Genomic DNA, 14,797 nt, shown 5'->3' on the forward strand with positions numbered 1-14,797 from the left:
AGATGCGCACACCCTATGTTTTTATCTTGATGTCGATGCTGTTGGCGGGTTGCGGCTCGTCGGGGGCAACCACTGGAAATCATGCGCTCGAACGTCAGCAAAATGCAGCGCTGACGTCCGGTGCGACGCTGGATCCTTACACCGTTGAGAAGCTCAATGCGATTCTCCAAGAGCGTCCAAACTACCGGTTGCTTCCCGCGGGCCAACAGATCGGCCTGATCTCGGAGGCCTTTTTAGGCACGCCTTATGTTGCCAACAAGTTACAGGGCTCACTGAGCACGCCCGAACAGTTGGTAGTCGATTTTCGAGGCCTGGATTGCTTTACCTACCTGGATTACGTCGAGGCCCTGCGACAATCGGCAGCACAACCCGACTTTATGAAAAACCTGCTGCGCACGCGTTATGTTGATGGCGATCTCGACTTTCTGAGCCGTAAGCACTTCTACACGGATTGGGCCTACAGCGGCACGTATAAGCCGGCTGAAGACATCACCGCGCAGATAAGTGCCCATGCCGTTCGCCGCGAAAAACGCCTCAACCAAAAAGCCGACGGCAGTACCTACTTGCCTGGCCTGCCGGTGGTCCAGCGTACGGTCACCTACATTCCTGCCGGTTTTATCGATAAGAAGGTCATCAATCGCCTGCACGAGGGCGATTTTATTGGCATCTATACGCCCTTGGCCGGGCTGGATGTGACCCATGTGGGGTTCTTTATCATGACGGACAAAGGCCCCGTACTGCGCAATGCGTCCTCGCATTCAGGCAGCCAGAAGGTGGTGGATTCGCCGTTTCTTACGTATGTGGCTAACACGCCGGGGATTGTTGTGCTGAGGGCCAAGGAGTAAAGGCTCATCGCCCTGTTGGCGTTCCGGATCCAGTACACCGAAAAGCCTTCCCATCATTGAGCATTCAGTGTCAATTGAGCCACTGTCCCGTCAGGGAGGCGACGTTTACAGTAAGTTTGGCTGCTGCATGAGTTAACGTTCATGTACGCGCCTTTCCGATGACTCGCTGGATACCGCCCCTATGAGATATCTGCCGCCCAGTGCGACCTTGCGTGCTTCTGAAGTTGCCAACCGCCATCCGACTGGCGCCCGACCTTAGTGACACTCGTGTCGATTTGCATAGGCGCGGGGTCGGCATGGTGGTGCACTTCCACAAGGTCAAGGTGAGGTCTTTACCGCCGCCACCTGCGAATGGGTGCATGGGGAGACACGATCTGGAACTCCATCCCCGCTGATTCGCCCACCATGCTTCAGGTCTGAATGGCTCTAAAGCGTAAATGGCGTTAGCATTCCCACCACTCGGCTTAAACAGCCTGTTTTTCAGATCAGGGTCGCATTGTGGAAAAGCTAAAACGCCTCCAAAGTGGAATCGAAGGGCTCGACGCTCTGCTCAAGGGAGGGCTTGTCGCGGGCGCCTCCTACATAATCCAGGGGCGACCAGGGTCTGGCAAAACGATCCTGGCCAACCAACTTGGGTTCCATCATGCGAACAATGGAGGCCGGGTTCTGGTCGCCACACTGCTGGCCGAGTCACACGACCGTCTTTTTCAGTTTCTTTCTACTCTGAGCTTTTTCGACGCGTCCAAAGTGGGCGCCGACATTCAGTTTGTCAGCGCGTTTGATACGTTGGAAAACGAAGGGCTGGACGAGGTGGTAAAACTGCTTCGGCGCGAGATAAGTCGCCAAAAAGCTACAGTGATGGTGGTAGACGGCTTGCTTAATGCTCGCTCAAAAGCCGACTCGCACATCGACACCAAGAAATTCATTTCCGAGTTGCAAGGGCACGCCGCTTTCGCCGGTTGCACGGTGCTATTTCTGACCAGCTCCCGTCTCGACGACGGCAGCCCTGAGCACACCATGGTTGATGGCGTCATTGAAATGGGCGAAGAGCTGTTTGGCACTCGCTCGGTACGTCGTATTCAACTGCGTAAAACTCGCGGCAGTGGAGCCATGACAGGCCTTCATGAGTGTGAGATTACCGACAATGGCTTGGTGGTTTACCCTCGTCTCGAAAGCCTTTATAGCCACCCGTCCGCCCCCGACAGCGCCGACATGACGCGTATTGCCAGTGGCATTGGTTCGCTGGACGGCATATTGGGGGGCGGCCTTTACAGTTCCAGCGTGTCTCTGGTCATGGGCCCCTCCGGCATTGGTAAAACGACGCTGGGCCTGAAATTTCTGGCCGAGTCGACGGTGGATGCTCCGGGACTGCATTTTGGCTTTTATGAAAGCCCGCAACGGTTGCGACTCAAAGGCCAATCATTGGGTATCGATATCCAAGGCATGGAGGACAGCGGTGCCCTGAGCATTGCCTGGCAGCCGACGACTGAGGGGTTACTGGATGGGTTAGGCGCACGCTTGTTGAGTCTTGTAGAAGAGAAGGGCATCAAACGCCTGTTCATCGATAGCCTCAGCGGTATGACCCGAGTTTCTACAAATCCGGCGCGAATTACTGACTTCTTGAGTGCGCTGATGAATGAACTGCGCTCCAGGGGCGTAACCGTATTCGCGTCCTGGGAAATGCGTGATCTATTTGGCTCCGAGGTCAGCGCGCCAAACTCTGATCTGTCCAGCATCGTCGATAACTTGATGCTGATGCGGTTCTCTGAGAATCACTCTGAACTAAGCAGGACGCTTTCCATTCTTAAGGTACGAGATAGCTCTTATGACCCCTCCAGATTTGAGGTTGTCATCCAAGATCGCGATGTTTTCCTGAAAAAGGCTTCGAGACATGAACCTTCAGCCCCCACTGGGACATCGCCCGGTTCACTTTCTTAAGCTTTTGAGTGGGTTGAATTAACATGACCACCATCCTGGTCGTCGATGACGAGTATTTGATCGCTGACATTCTCAGCTTCGCACTGGAGGATGAGGGGTTCATGGTGGTGACTGCCAGCAATGGTCGAAAAGGACTGGAAGTGCTGGATAGAGAAAGGCCTGCCTTGATCATCACCGACTTTATGATGCCTGTTATGGACGGCCTGGAATTTGCCACAGCCGTTCGAGCCCTCCCTTGCGCTAATCAATTGCCGATCATCCTGATGAGCGGTGCTCAGGCACACATCGGCATGCAGAGATCGGATCTGTTTGATGCGGTAGTGTCGAAACCATTCAACATCGACTTGATCATTGCCGAAGTTAAAAAGCTGCTCGCCTCTGATCAGTGAGTACTGCATCTACCTGCCCGGAGCCACGTGGGATCGGGCCCCGCCTGCCTAAACAATCGAGTTGAAAAAATTTTTCGAGGGGCTCTTGAAAACGTTTTGGTAGTACCTATTTTCGGTTCTACGCGATGCCGCAAACGGGTCGCGTCTTAAATCACTTGGAGAACACTCAGGAGATTTACTATGGCTACTACTCTTTCTTTGGCCCCTCTGTTTCGTCAGTCTGTGGGTTTTGATCGCTTCAACGACCTGTTTGAATCAGCGCTTCGTAGTGAGGCTGGTAATACCTATCCACCGCATAACGTGGAGAAGCATGGTGAGGATCAATACCGCATTGTGATTGCAGTGGCAGGGCTTACTGAGGAGGACATAGACATTCAGGTTGAAAATGGCGTATTGAGCGTTTCTGGTGGAAAACGTGAAAACGACGAGAAGGTGACTTACCTGCACCAAGGGATAGCGCAACGCGCCTTCCGCTTGTCCTTCCGGCTGGCTGACCATATCGAAGTGCAAGGTGCAGCGCTCACCCACGGCCTGTTAGCCATCGAGCTGCTTCGGGTTATACCCGAAGAAGCCAAGCCAAAACGTATTGAGATCGGTACTGCCGGCAAGCCAGACCAGCGTCAAGTAAGCCTGCAATAAGTGTGTTTATGGCGCTCTGCGGAGCGCCTTTTTTCTTCTGTTTTAATTAATCTCCCGTTGCCTCGTCGTTGGATGTGCGCAACGCCATCGCCTGCCATAATCCACCCGTCTAACCCCAGCCCCCCACACGGAGTCCATGCCATTCATGGTGCTGTTGAATCGATTGAGCGCGTTTTCCATCCAGGCGCGCCGGGCACTGAAGCTGGTGTGGGGCACGTCGCGGCCCTTATTCATAGGCCTGCTGTTGGCCACCATCATTGCCGGTCTGTTGCCTGCGCTGGCTGCCTGGATCGGCCAGCGTATTGTCGATGGCGTGGTGCACGCGATGCAGATTCATGCCGCCGGCAGCCAGGCGCCCGTGTGGCCAGTGATGCAGTACGTGCTGGCCGAGGCGGGCGTGTTGGCGCTGCTGGCCGCCGCCCAGCGTGCGTTGTCCATGCAGCAATCGTTGCTGCGGGTGCAGTTGGGGGTGAAGGTCAACCTGATGATTCTGGAGAAAGCCCAGACCCTCTCACTCCTGCAATTTGAAGACGCCGAGTTCCACGACAAGCTGGTGCGCGTGCGCCAGGGCGCGTCGACACGGCCGCTGAGCCTGGTCACCAAGGGCCTGGGGTTGGTGCAGAACCTGATCTCGCTGATCAGCTTTGCCGTGCTGTTGGTGCACTTTTCGCCGTGGGCGCTGGTGATTCTGGTGGTCGGCGCGTTACCGGTGTTCTTCGCCGAGACGCATTTCTCGGGCAATGCGTTTCGCCTGTTCCACCGGCGCGCGCCCGAGACCCGTCAGCAGAATTACCTGGAATCTCTGCTGTCCCACGAAACCCACGCCAAAGAGGTCAAACTGTTCGGCCTGGCGCCGCTGTTCCTCAAGCGCTACCGCGACAACGCCCGGCGCTTGTACACCGAAGACCGCCAGTTGACGGTGCGCCGGGATGCCTGGGGCTTTGCCCTGGGCCTGCTGGGCACCGCGGCGTTTTATGTGGCTTACGCCTGGGTGGTGCTGGACACCGTGCGCGGCCAGACCAGCCTGGGCCAGATGACCATGTACATCGTGCTGTTCAAGCAGGGGCAAAGCGCGATCACCGCCAGCCTCAGCGCGATTGCCGGCCTGTATGACGACAGTCTGTTTCTGTCGGACCTTTATGAGTACCTGCTGACCCCTGTGGTCGTGCCGCGTGGCCGGCTTACCCAGGGCGCGCGTCCCGGCGACGGTCTGCGCTGCGAGCACGTGGGGTTCAGTTACCCCGGCGCTGAGCGGCCGGCATTGACTGACATCAACCTGCACTTGGCGCCGGGGCAAAGCCTGGCCCTGGTGGGCGAGAACGGCTCGGGCAAAACCAGCCTGATCAAACTGCTCACGCGCCTGTATACCCCGCACGAGGGGCGCATTCTGCTGGATGGCAGCGACTTGCAAGACTGGGATGAACAGACACTGCGCCAGCGCATCGGAGTGATTTTCCAGGATTACATCCGCTACCAGATGACCGTCGGCGAGAACCTTGGCGTGGGTGACGTCGATGCGCTGAACGACGAGGCGCGCTGGCGCGCGGCCGCCACACAAGGGGTGGCCGCCGAATTCATCGAGCGTCTGAGCAAGGCCTACGGCACACCGTTAGGGCGCTGGCTTGGCGGCCAGGAGTTGTCGGGTGGGCAATGGCAGAAAGTCGCCTTGTCACGCGCGTATATGCGCCAGGAGGCGGACCTGCTGATTCTTGACGAGCCGACGGCCGCGCTGGACGCCGGCGCCGAGGCGGCGGTGTTCGAGCACTTTCGCGAACACGCCAAGGGCCGCATGACGTTGTTGATTTCCCATCGCTTCTCCAGCGTGCGCAATGCCGACCACATCATCGTGCTGGACGGCGGGCGAATCCTGGAGGAGGGCAGCCATCACCAACTGATGGCGGCAGGTGGGCGCTATGCCGAGTTGTTCGATGTTCAGGCGCGGGGGTATCGCTAGGTACCCGAGCGGCCGTCCAATCCGGCCAAGCGTATTGTTTCAAAATTTTAGCACGCCATGCTCACCCCAAGCCCTGCGCGCCCCGGCGCACCGCTGAAACCCTGGCGCAGAACGCCCGACAATACCTCCAGGGTATCCCTTCAGACTTTTTCCATATTGGACGCCCCCGTACCCACGCGTCAGCCTGAGCCCAATAACTATAAAAGAGTCGCAACCATGACCGTGCTATTGAGTGAGCGCAGCCAGATTTTCCGGGGTGCCGATGCCTACGCGGTGTCGGACTACGTCAACCAGCATGTGGGCAGCCACTGCATTCGCCTGCCTCCCAAGGGCCGGCCACGGGCGAGTATCAGCCATCGCACCTTCGCCAGCCTGGACCTGTGCCGCATCAGCTACGGCGCACCGGTACGGGTCACATCGGTGGCGCTGGAGACCATCTATCACCTGCAGATCCTGTTGAGCGGGCATTGCCGCTCCAGCTCCCGTGGTGAGGATCACGTGTTCGGGCCGGGGGAAATCCTGCTGATCAACCCGGACGACCCGGTAGACCTGACCTATTCCGCCGACTGCGAGAAATTCATCATCAAACTGCCGGTGCGCCTGCTGGAAAACGCCTGCCTGGAGCAGCACTGGAGCCTGCCGCAGGTGGGTATCCGCTTCGCGACGGCCCGCCACGCGCTCAGTGAAATGGGCGGCTTCCTGCCGTTGCTCGGGCTGATCTGCCATGAGGCGGAAAACGCTGCCGAGCCCCACACGCAGGGTCTGTATGAACGCATCGTGGCCAACAAGCTGCTGGCATTGCTGGGCAGCAATGTGTTGCGGGTGATCCCCCAGGCGGCCCACGGCGGTGGGTTTGAAGCGGTGCGCGAATTTATCCAGCAGCACCTGGGCGATGACATCAGCGTCGAGCAGTTGATGGCGGTGGCCAACGTCAGCGAACGTTCGCTGTACAGCCTGTTTGCGCGCCAGGTGGGGCTGTCGCCGCGCGACTATGTACGCCGCTGCAAGCTCGAACGCGTGCACGCACGCTTGCAACTGCGCAGCACGCGCAGCGTGACCGAGGTGGCTTTGGACCATGGCTTCATGCACCTGGGGCGGTTTGCCGAGGCCTATCGCAAATGCTTCGGCGAACTGCCGTCGCAGACCTTCAAACGCCATCGTTAAGCGACGTGCGCCTGGCGGATAACGATGTGCAGGCAGCGGATATTGACGCGCAGGGCGAACACGTACGGTGAGGGCGCCTGATACAAGAACAACGGAGGGCCCGCCCCATGATCAGTACACTCGACCGACTCGCCGGCCAATTGCGCGAGTCCGTACAGGAAGACCCCGCCACCGGAGTGTTCCGCTGCCGCCGCGACATCTTTACCGACCCCGACCTGTTTGCCCTGGAGATGAAACACATCTTCGAAGGCGGCTGGATCTACCTGGCCCATGAAAGCCAGGTGCCCGAGATCAACGATTACTTCACCACCTGGATCGGCCGCCAGCCGGTGGTCATCACCCGTGACAAACACGCCGCGCTGCATGGCCTGGTCAACGCCTGCGCGCATCGCGGCGCCATGCTGTGCCGGCGCAAACAAGGCAACAAGGGCTCATTCACTTGCCCCTTCCATGGCTGGACGTTCAGCAACGCCGGCAAGCTGCTAAAGGTCAAGGACGCCAAGACCGGCGCCTACCCGGACAGCTTCGACTGCGACGGCTCCCATGACCTCAAGCGCCTGGCGCGCTTTGAAAGCTACCGCGGTTTCCTGTTCGGCAGCCTCAGCGATGCGGTGCCGGAACTGCGCGATTACCTGGGCGAAACCCGCGTGATCATCGACCAGATGGTCGACCAGGCGCCTTTGGGCCTGGAGGTGCTGCGCGGCAGCTCATCCTATGTCTATGACGGCAACTGGAAGCTGCAAATCGAAAACGGCGCCGACGGTTACCACGTCAGCTCGGTGCACTGGAACTACTCGGCGACCATGGGCCGGCGCAACTACGAGGCCGAAGGCACGCGCACCGTCGACGCCAATGGCTGGTCGAAAAGCCTGGGCGGCGTCTACGCCTTCGACCACGGGCATATCCTGCTGTGGACGCGCCTGCTCAACCCCGAAGTGCGCCCGGTGCACGCTCACCGCGAGGCCTTGGCCGAACGCCTGGGCCAGGCGCGCGCCGACTTTATCGTCGACCAGACCCGCAACCTCTGCCTCTACCCCAATGTGTACCTGATGGACCAGTTCTCGACCCAGATCCGCGTGGTGCGCCCCCTCGCCGTGGATAAAACCGAAGTGACCATCTATTGCATGGCGCCCGTCGGCGAAAGCGCCCAGGAGCGCGCCACGCGGATTCGCCAGTACGAAGACTTCTTTAACGTCAGCGGCATGGGCACCCCGGATGACCTCGAGGAGTTCCGCGCCTGCCAGACCGGTTACCAGGGCGCGAGCACCCTGTGGAATGACCTCAGCCGTGGCGCCAAACAGTGGGTGGAAGGGGCCGATGAGAATGCCTTGGCCATGGGTATGCAACCGCAGCTCAGCGGGGTCAAGACCGAGGACGAGGGCTTGTTTGTGCGCCAGCATGCGCACTGGGCCCAAAGCCTGCAGCGTGCGATAGAGCGCGAACAGCAAGGGCTGATTGCCAGCGACCGCGAGGTGCAGCCATGAGCCTTGCCCGTGAGCACCTGCTGGATTTTCTCTACCGTGAAGCGCGCCTGCTCGACGACCGCCAATGGGATGACTGGCTGGCCTGCTATTCGCCCAAGGCCGAGTTCTGGATGCCCGCCTGGGACGATCACGACACCCTCACCGAAGACCCGCAGCGCGAAATCTCGCTGATCTACTACCCCAGCCGTGACGGTCTGGAAGACCGCATCTTCCGCATCAAGACCGAGCGCTCCAGCGCCAGCACCCCCGAGCCACGCACCGTGCACATGCTGTGCAACCTCGAAGTGCTGGCCGACGATGGCTCGCAGGTGGACCTGCGTTTCAACTGGCACACCCTCAGCCACCGCTACAAAACCACCGACAGTTATTTCGGTACCTCCTTCTATCGCCTCGACATCCGTGCCGAGCAGCCGCTGATCACGCGCAAGAAGGTGGTGCTGAAAAACGACTACATCCACCAGGTCATCGACATCTACCATATCTGAGGACACCGCCATGACGTATGCCATTGCTCTGAACTTCGAAGATGGGGTGACCCGCTTCATCGACTGCAAGGCGGGGGAAAAGGTGCTCGATGCCGCCTTCCGCCAACGCATCAACCTGCCCATGGACTGCTCGGACGGTGTGTGCGGCACCTGCAAATGCCGCTGTGAAACCGGCGCCTACGACTTGGGCGACGACTATATCGACGACGCGCTGAGCGCCGACGAAGCGCAGGCGCGCCAGGTACTGACCTGCCAGATGGTGCCGCAGTCCGACTGCGTGATCGCCGTGCCGGTGCCGTCCAGCGCCTGCAAGACCGGCACCACACAGTTTGCCGCGACGCTGGCCGGCATCACCCGACATGCCGATGCCGCGCTGCAGGTGAGTTTCGAGCTGGACCAGGCGCCGGTATTCCTGCCCGGCCAGTACGTGAATATCAGCGTGCCCGACAGTGGGCAGACACGCGCTTACTCCTTCAGCAGTCGCCCGGGCGACACGCACGCCAGCTTCCTGATCAAGCACGTGCCCGGCGGGTTGATGAGCAGCTGGCTGGAGCACGCCCAGCCGGGCGACCGCGTGGCGATCACCGGCCCGCTGGGGAGTTTCTACCTGCGTGAGGTGGCGCGGCCGCTGCTGTTACTGGCCGGTGGTACCGGCCTGGCGCCGTTCCTGTCGATGCTTGAAGTGCTCGCGCAGCGCCAGGAAACCCGCCCAATCCGCTTGATCTACGGCGTAACGCGCGATCAGGACCTGGTGATGGTCGAGGCGTTGCAGGCTTTTACCGCGCGTTTGCCCGACTTCAACCTGGTGACCTGCGTGGCTGATCCGCACACCACTCACCCGCGCCAGGGCTATGTGACGCAGCACATGGCCGACGAAGCCCTCAATGGCGGCGATGTCGACGTGTACCTGTGCGGCCCGCCGCCGATGGTCGATGCGGTGCGCGAGCACTTCAAGCAGCAGGGCGTGACCCCGACCAGCTTCCATTACGAGAAATTCACCGCTAACGCCGTCGCCACGTGCGATGCCGCCTGAGGACTGCCGCATGACTCAACGGTTTAACAACAAGGTCGCGCTGGTCACCGGCGCTGCCCAAGGGATCGGCCGGCGTGTCGCCGAGCGCTTGCTGGAGGAGGGCGCCTGGCTGGTCGCAGTGGATCGCTCTGAGCTGGTGCATGAATTGCAGCATGAGCGAGCGCTGCTGCTGACCGCCGACCTGGAACACTACAGCGAGTGCGCGCGGGTGATGGCCGCCACCACGGCGCGTTTCGGGCGCATCGACGTGCTGGTCAACAACGTCGGCGGAACTATCTGGGCCAAGCCTTTCGAACATTACGCCGAGGCTGAAATCGAGGCCGAAGTGCGCCGCTCGCTGTTCCCTACGTTGTGGTGCTGCCATTGCGTGCTGCCCTACATGCTGGAGCAGGGCGCGGGCGCCATCGTCAACGTGTCTTCCGTGGCGACGCGTGGGGTCAATCGCGTGCCGTATGGCGCGGCCAAGGGCGGCGTGAATGCCTTGACGGCCTGCCTGGCCCTGGAGACTGCCGGCAGCGGGATCCGGGTCAACGCCACCGCGCCCGGCGGCACCGAGGCACCGCCACGGCGGATCCCGCGCAACAGCCAGCCGCAGAGCGAGCAAGAGCGTGTGTGGTACCAGCAGATCGTCGACCAGACCCTCGACAGCAGCCCGATGAAACGCTACGGCAGCATCGACGAACAAGCTGGCGCGATTCTGTTCCTGGCCTGCGACGAGGCCTCCTACATCACCGGCGTGACCTTGCCGGTGGGCGGCGGCGACCTCGGCTAAGGCTTTTTCCATCAGCTGACACTGACTCACAACAACAATAAAGAGAGCACTGCCATGCGTAGCCATGATGTCCATTCGATTATCGATAATGCCCCGTTCAACCGCTTCCACTGGTTGATCGTGAGCCTGTGTGCCTTGCTGTTGATCTTTGACGGCTATGACTTGTTTATCTACGGCGTGGTCCTGCCGTCAATCATGCGCGAGTGGGGGCTGACGCCGTTGCAGGCTGGCGCTCTGGGCAGCTATGCGCTGTTCGGCATGATGTTCGGCGCGTTGATTTTCGGCACCCTGGCGGACCGTTTCGGGCGCAAGAAAGGCATCGTGTTCTGTTTCACCCTGTTCAGTCTGGCCACCGTGATCAATGGCTTTGCCAGCAGCCCAACCGAGTTCGGTCTCTGCCGTTTTATCGCCGGGCTCGGCTGCGGCGGGTTGATGCCCAACGCGGCGGCGCTGATCAACGAATACGCGCCGAAGAAATTGCGCAGCACCTTGATGGCCTTCATGTTCAGCGGCTATTCCCTGGGCGGCATGCTCGCCGCCAGCGTGGGGATTTTCATGCTACCGGCCTACGGTTGGCAGTCGATGTTTTTTGTGGCGGTGATTCCGCTGCTGCTGTTGCCACTGATTGTGTACTGGCTGCCAGAATCCATCGGCTTCCTGATCCGCCAGGGCCAACAAGACAAGGCTCGCGCGCTGCTTAATCGGTTGTCGCCAGGCACCAGGATCGAGGTCGACGATGCACTGGTGATCGTCGACAGCAACGGTAAAGGCGCCTCGGTGGTAGAGCTGTTCCGCCATGGCCTGGCGGTACGTACGGCGATGATCTGGGTCGCGTTTTTCTGCTGCCTGCTGATGGTCTATGCATTGAGTTCATGGCTGCCCAAGCTGATGGCCGGCGCCGGTTACAGCCTGGGGTCGAGCCTGTCATTCCTGATCGCGCTGAACCTGGGCGGCATGGCCGGGGCGCTGCTCGGCGGCCGTTTGGGCGACCGCCTGAACCTGGTGAAAGTCGTGATCTGCTTCTTCGCCGCGGCCATGGTCTCGATCAGCCTGCTGGGCATCAACAGCCCGATGCCGATCCTGTACCTGCTGATCTTCGTCGCGGGCGCCACCACCATTGGTACGCAAATCCTGCTGTACGCGGGGGCTGCGCAGCTCTACGGCTTGTCGATTCGCGCCACAGGCCTGGGCTGGGCGTCCGGCATCGGTCGCAATGGCGCGATTGTCGGCCCGCTGTTGGGCGGCGCGCTGATGGCGATCGAACTGCCTCTGCAACTGAATTTCATGGTCTTTGCCATCCCCGGCGCGATTGCGGCGCTGGCGATGACGGTATTTGCCCTGAATGAGCGGCGCACCCGTATTGCAATGCCCGCTGCCCCGGCGCTGTGACGGCCAAACCGTCGGCGTTGCTCTGGCAGTTGCATTCGAGCCCTCCAGAAGACGCCTAGAGACTGTCAGGGTCGCCAAAGAACATCTGAATCCGCGACCTCAACCACCGCTCCCCCGGATCATTATCCTGCGACCCACGCCACGCCATATGCAGCTCAAACGTGCGCACCGGCAACGGTGGGTCTTCGGCGCGCAAACCGCCCGCGGAGGTCAGTGCTTCGGCGGCGTAATCCGGCACGGTGGCGAGGATGTCGGTGCCGGCCAGCAGTGTGCCCAGCCCGTTGAATTGCGGCACGGCCAATACCACGTGGCGTTTGCGATCGAGTTTTTCCAACTCTTCATCAATAAACCCACTCAAGTCGCCTGCGAAGGACACGAGGGCGTGAGGGCGGGCGCAGAAGTCGTCGAGGCTCAGGGCGCCGGGCACGCTGTCGGCGCGCAGCAGTTTTGGCAGGCTGCGGCGCAGCACTTTGCGCTTGGCGTTGGCCGGCAGGTCGGCGGTGTAGCTGACGCCGATGGAAATTTCGCCGGAGGCCAGCAGGCCCGGCATCAGGATGTAGTTGACGCGGCGCACCACCAGCACGATGCCAGGCGCCTCGGCGCGCAGGCGTTTGAGCAGTTGTGGCAGCAGGGCGAATTCAACGTCGTCGGACAGGCCGATACGGAACACGGCGGTGCTGGTGGCCGGGTCGAACTCGGCGGCGCGGCTCACCGCGGTGGAGATCGAGTCCAGGGCCGGGGAGAGCAGGGCGAAGATTTCCACGGCACGTGCCGTCGGCTCCATGCTGCGCCCGGTACGTACAAACAGCGGGTCATCGAACAGCCCACGCAGACGCGACAACGCCGCGCTGATGGCCGGCTGGCCAAGGAACAATTTCTCGGCAGCGCGGGTCACACTGCGCTCATGCATCAAGGTTTCGAATACGATCAAGAGGTTAAGGTCGACACGACGCAGGTCGTTACGGTTCATCTTGTGTCCTGGAAGAGTCAGCAAACTTGACGTGAGCGGCCACATGTAAACAATGACCGGCATGAATCTTACGGGGAAAGGCTGGTACTCTGCACCGGATAATTGAGTTTTCCTACGATACTTGAGGCAAATGCCTCAGTTGCGGAATCAATGACAGACATGTCGACTATTAATGGCGACCGGTGGCCTTACCTGGAAAGCCCAGATAGAGTTCATGGCATTAGAGGTTACTTTGACGAGGTTTGCGATGTCCCGCACGATCCGTTTTCACAAGTTTGGTCCGGCCGAGGTGCTCAAATGCGAAGAGCATGCAGCCGCGCAGCCCGCACCGGGCGAAGTGCAGGTGCGTGTCGAAGCGATTGGCATCAGCTGGTATGACATTCTGTGGCGCCAGAACCTGGCGTCTTCCCATGCACGTCTGCCGTCCGGCCTTGGCCATGAGATGGCCGGGGTGGTGGTGGCCCTCGGTGAGGGCGTAGATGACTTGGCGGTGGGCGATAAGGTGGCCAGTTTTCCGGCCGAGAGCCCCAATGATTACCCCGTGTATGGCGAGCAAATCGTGCTGCCGCGTTCGGCGCTGACCCGTTATCCGGATGTGCTGAGCCCGATTGAAGCCAGCGTGCATTACACGCCGCTGTTGATCGCCTACTTTGCCTATATGGATCTGGCGCGGGTCAAACCCGGCCAGTTTGCCCTGGTGACTGACGCCAGCCACTGTGCCGGCCCTTCGTTCGTACAACTGGGCAAGGCGCTGGGCGTGCGCGTGATCGCCGCCACCAAGGACAGCGCCGAGCGTGAATACCTGCTGTCGCTGGGGGCCGAGAAGGTCATTGTCACCGAAGAGCAGGACCTGCTGATGCAAATCAACAAGTTCACCGATAACCGCGGCGTGGATGTGGTGTTCGATGGCTTGGGCGGCCCGCAGATGTCATTGCTCGGTGATGTGCTGGCGCCCCGTGGCAGCCTGGTGCTCTACGGTTTGCAAGGCGGCAACCAGACGCCGTTCCCGGCCTGTGCAGCGTTCCAGAAGAACATCCAGTTCTTCGTACACTGTATCGGTAACTTCACCGGTAAGCCGGAACTGGGCATCATTCAGGACCACGTCGCCTTGCAACGCGCCTTGCGTGACATCAACCAACTGACGGCCGATCGCGTGCTGGTGCCGCTGAAAACCACCGTGTTTGCGTTCAACCAGTTTGTAGAAGCACACCGTTACATGGACGAATGCCCGTGCCGCGAGCGCGTTGCGTTGCAGGTTGAGGCTGTTTGAGGTGTAGGAAGATTCGTAAATGAGTTTTACAAACCCTCGGCGCATGGGGCAAATGCGCCATTTGAAAGGGTTGAATCCGCGCGTTGTCTGAAACGCGCAACGGCCGTCCGGTCCCGCAAACGATGCCCTTTTTCCCGCCGCCGCCCTGAAATTCAGCGCGGCGTTGTTGTGTCTGCGCCCTGCGTATTTGGCCCGGCAACTATCTGAACTGGTTTTCGGCCAGCTTCTGTATCTGTTAATCATTATTTCAGTCCTGATAATTGGTACTTCACTTTCAACTCAAGGACTGAGTAATGAATGATTGTCTGATTCATCAGCAGGTACTTCCTGCAACTACGCGTGACGCCATTGCTATCAGGACGCGAGGTGATCGGCACGCCAAGGACTGGTTCCGATCGATGCATGACCGGAGATTGAAAATTGACAAGTTTTATTTGTCAGATGGATCTTTAAATTCGAGGTTAA

The 14,797-nt window shown here is 60.0% G+C and carries 13 protein-coding genes; 12 read left to right on the forward strand and 1 reads right to left on the reverse strand.

What is annotated here, in order from left to right:
- Positions 1–2 precede the first annotated feature (2 nt).
- From ACQY47_RS29300 to ACQY47_RS29350, 11 genes are all read left to right on the forward strand, one after another.
- A complete protein-coding gene (locus tag ACQY47_RS29300) occupies positions 3–845 on the forward strand; it encodes a DUF1460 domain-containing protein (RefSeq protein WP_428554264.1) in 843 nt (280 codons plus the stop codon).
- A gap of 498 nt (positions 846–1,343) precedes the next feature.
- Positions 1,344–2,783 carry an ATPase domain-containing protein gene (locus ACQY47_RS29305; RefSeq protein WP_428554267.1) on the forward strand — a complete coding sequence of 480 codons (1,440 nt, stop codon included), beginning with the start codon at positions 1,344–1,346 and terminating at the stop codon, positions 2,781–2,783.
- A gap of 23 nt (positions 2,784–2,806) precedes the next feature.
- Positions 2,807–3,172 (forward strand): response regulator, encoded by a 366-nt coding sequence (locus ACQY47_RS29310; protein ID WP_065930162.1) that lies wholly within the window; start codon positions 2,807–2,809, stop codon positions 3,170–3,172.
- A 180-nt stretch (positions 3,173–3,352) separates the two neighbouring features.
- Complete coding sequence (locus ACQY47_RS29315) at positions 3,353–3,811, forward strand: Hsp20 family protein (protein ID WP_056859925.1); 459 nt, start codon at positions 3,353–3,355, stop codon at positions 3,809–3,811.
- A 145-nt stretch (positions 3,812–3,956) separates the two neighbouring features.
- On the forward strand, positions 3,957–5,765 hold the full coding sequence (locus tag ACQY47_RS29320) for an ABC transporter ATP-binding protein (protein WP_428557403.1): 1,809 nt from the start codon (positions 3,957–3,959) through the stop codon (positions 5,763–5,765).
- A 216-nt stretch (positions 5,766–5,981) separates the two neighbouring features.
- Positions 5,982–6,929 carry an AraC family transcriptional regulator gene (locus tag ACQY47_RS29325; RefSeq protein ID WP_428554272.1) on the forward strand — a complete coding sequence of 316 codons (948 nt, stop codon included), beginning with the start codon at positions 5,982–5,984 and terminating at the stop codon, positions 6,927–6,929.
- Between the two features lie 107 nt (positions 6,930–7,036).
- Entirely contained in the window at positions 7,037–8,413 is a 1,377-nt protein-coding gene (locus ACQY47_RS29330; protein WP_428554275.1) for a Rieske 2Fe-2S domain-containing protein, read from the forward strand.
- Positions 8,410–8,898, forward strand: coding sequence for a benzoate 1,2-dioxygenase small subunit (gene benB / locus ACQY47_RS29335; protein ID WP_099549814.1), 489 nt, complete (start codon positions 8,410–8,412; stop codon positions 8,896–8,898). The genes ACQY47_RS29330 and benB overlap by 4 nt, the downstream gene beginning before the upstream one ends.
- A gap of 10 nt (positions 8,899–8,908) precedes the next feature.
- Positions 8,909–9,931, forward strand: coding sequence for a benzoate 1,2-dioxygenase electron transfer component BenC (gene benC, locus ACQY47_RS29340; RefSeq protein ID WP_428554279.1), 1,023 nt, complete (start codon positions 8,909–8,911; stop codon positions 9,929–9,931).
- A gap of 10 nt (positions 9,932–9,941) precedes the next feature.
- Positions 9,942–10,703, forward strand: a complete 762-nt coding sequence (locus ACQY47_RS29345) for a 1,6-dihydroxycyclohexa-2,4-diene-1-carboxylate dehydrogenase (RefSeq protein WP_428554282.1) — start codon at positions 9,942–9,944, stop codon at positions 10,701–10,703.
- 54 nt (positions 10,704–10,757) lie between these two features.
- On the forward strand, positions 10,758–12,092 hold the full coding sequence (locus ACQY47_RS29350; protein ID WP_428554285.1) for an MFS transporter: 1,335 nt from the start codon (positions 10,758–10,760) through the stop codon (positions 12,090–12,092).
- 55 nt (positions 12,093–12,147) lie between these two features.
- Here ACQY47_RS29350 and ACQY47_RS29355 read toward each other — a convergent pair whose 3' ends face one another.
- The gene (locus tag ACQY47_RS29355; protein WP_225933053.1) at positions 12,148–13,062 is read right to left on the reverse strand and encodes a LysR family transcriptional regulator; all 915 of its coding nucleotides are present in this window, start codon (positions 13,060–13,062) and stop codon (positions 12,148–12,150) included.
- 247 nt (positions 13,063–13,309) lie between these two features.
- Here ACQY47_RS29355 and ACQY47_RS29360 point away from each other — a divergent pair, with 247 nt between their 5' ends.
- On the forward strand, positions 13,310–14,332 hold the full coding sequence (locus ACQY47_RS29360; protein WP_017135574.1) for a zinc-dependent alcohol dehydrogenase family protein: 1,023 nt from the start codon (positions 13,310–13,312) through the stop codon (positions 14,330–14,332).
- Positions 14,333–14,797 lie beyond the last annotated feature (465 nt).

The organism is Pseudomonas edaphica, from assembly GCF_965277385.1.
GTDB classification, from domain to species: domain Bacteria; phylum Pseudomonadota; class Gammaproteobacteria; order Pseudomonadales; family Pseudomonadaceae; genus Aquipseudomonas; species Aquipseudomonas edaphica.

Coding starts and splice junctions, on each gene's coding strand:
- ACQY47_RS29300 (WP_428554264.1), top strand. CDS start 3: ATGCGCACACCCTATGTTTTTATCTTGATGTCGATGCTGTTGGCGGGT.
- ACQY47_RS29310 (WP_065930162.1), top strand. CDS start 2,807: ATGACCACCATCCTGGTCGTCGATGACGAGTATTTGATCGCTGACATT.
- ACQY47_RS29315 (WP_056859925.1), top strand. CDS start 3,353: ATGGCTACTACTCTTTCTTTGGCCCCTCTGTTTCGTCAGTCTGTGGGT.
- ACQY47_RS29320 (WP_428557403.1), top strand. CDS start 3,957: ATGGTGCTGTTGAATCGATTGAGCGCGTTTTCCATCCAGGCGCGCCGG.
- ACQY47_RS29325 (WP_428554272.1), top strand. CDS start 5,982: ATGACCGTGCTATTGAGTGAGCGCAGCCAGATTTTCCGGGGTGCCGAT.
- ACQY47_RS29330 (WP_428554275.1), top strand. CDS start 7,037: ATGATCAGTACACTCGACCGACTCGCCGGCCAATTGCGCGAGTCCGTA.
- benB (WP_099549814.1), top strand. CDS start 8,410: ATGAGCCTTGCCCGTGAGCACCTGCTGGATTTTCTCTACCGTGAAGCG.
- benC (WP_428554279.1), top strand. CDS start 8,909: ATGACGTATGCCATTGCTCTGAACTTCGAAGATGGGGTGACCCGCTTC.
- ACQY47_RS29345 (WP_428554282.1), top strand. CDS start 9,942: ATGACTCAACGGTTTAACAACAAGGTCGCGCTGGTCACCGGCGCTGCC.
- ACQY47_RS29350 (WP_428554285.1), top strand. CDS start 10,758: ATGCGTAGCCATGATGTCCATTCGATTATCGATAATGCCCCGTTCAAC.
- ACQY47_RS29355 (WP_225933053.1), bottom strand. CDS start 13,062: ATGAACCGTAACGACCTGCGTCGTGTCGACCTTAACCTCTTGATCGTA.
- ACQY47_RS29360 (WP_017135574.1), top strand. CDS start 13,310: ATGTCCCGCACGATCCGTTTTCACAAGTTTGGTCCGGCCGAGGTGCTC.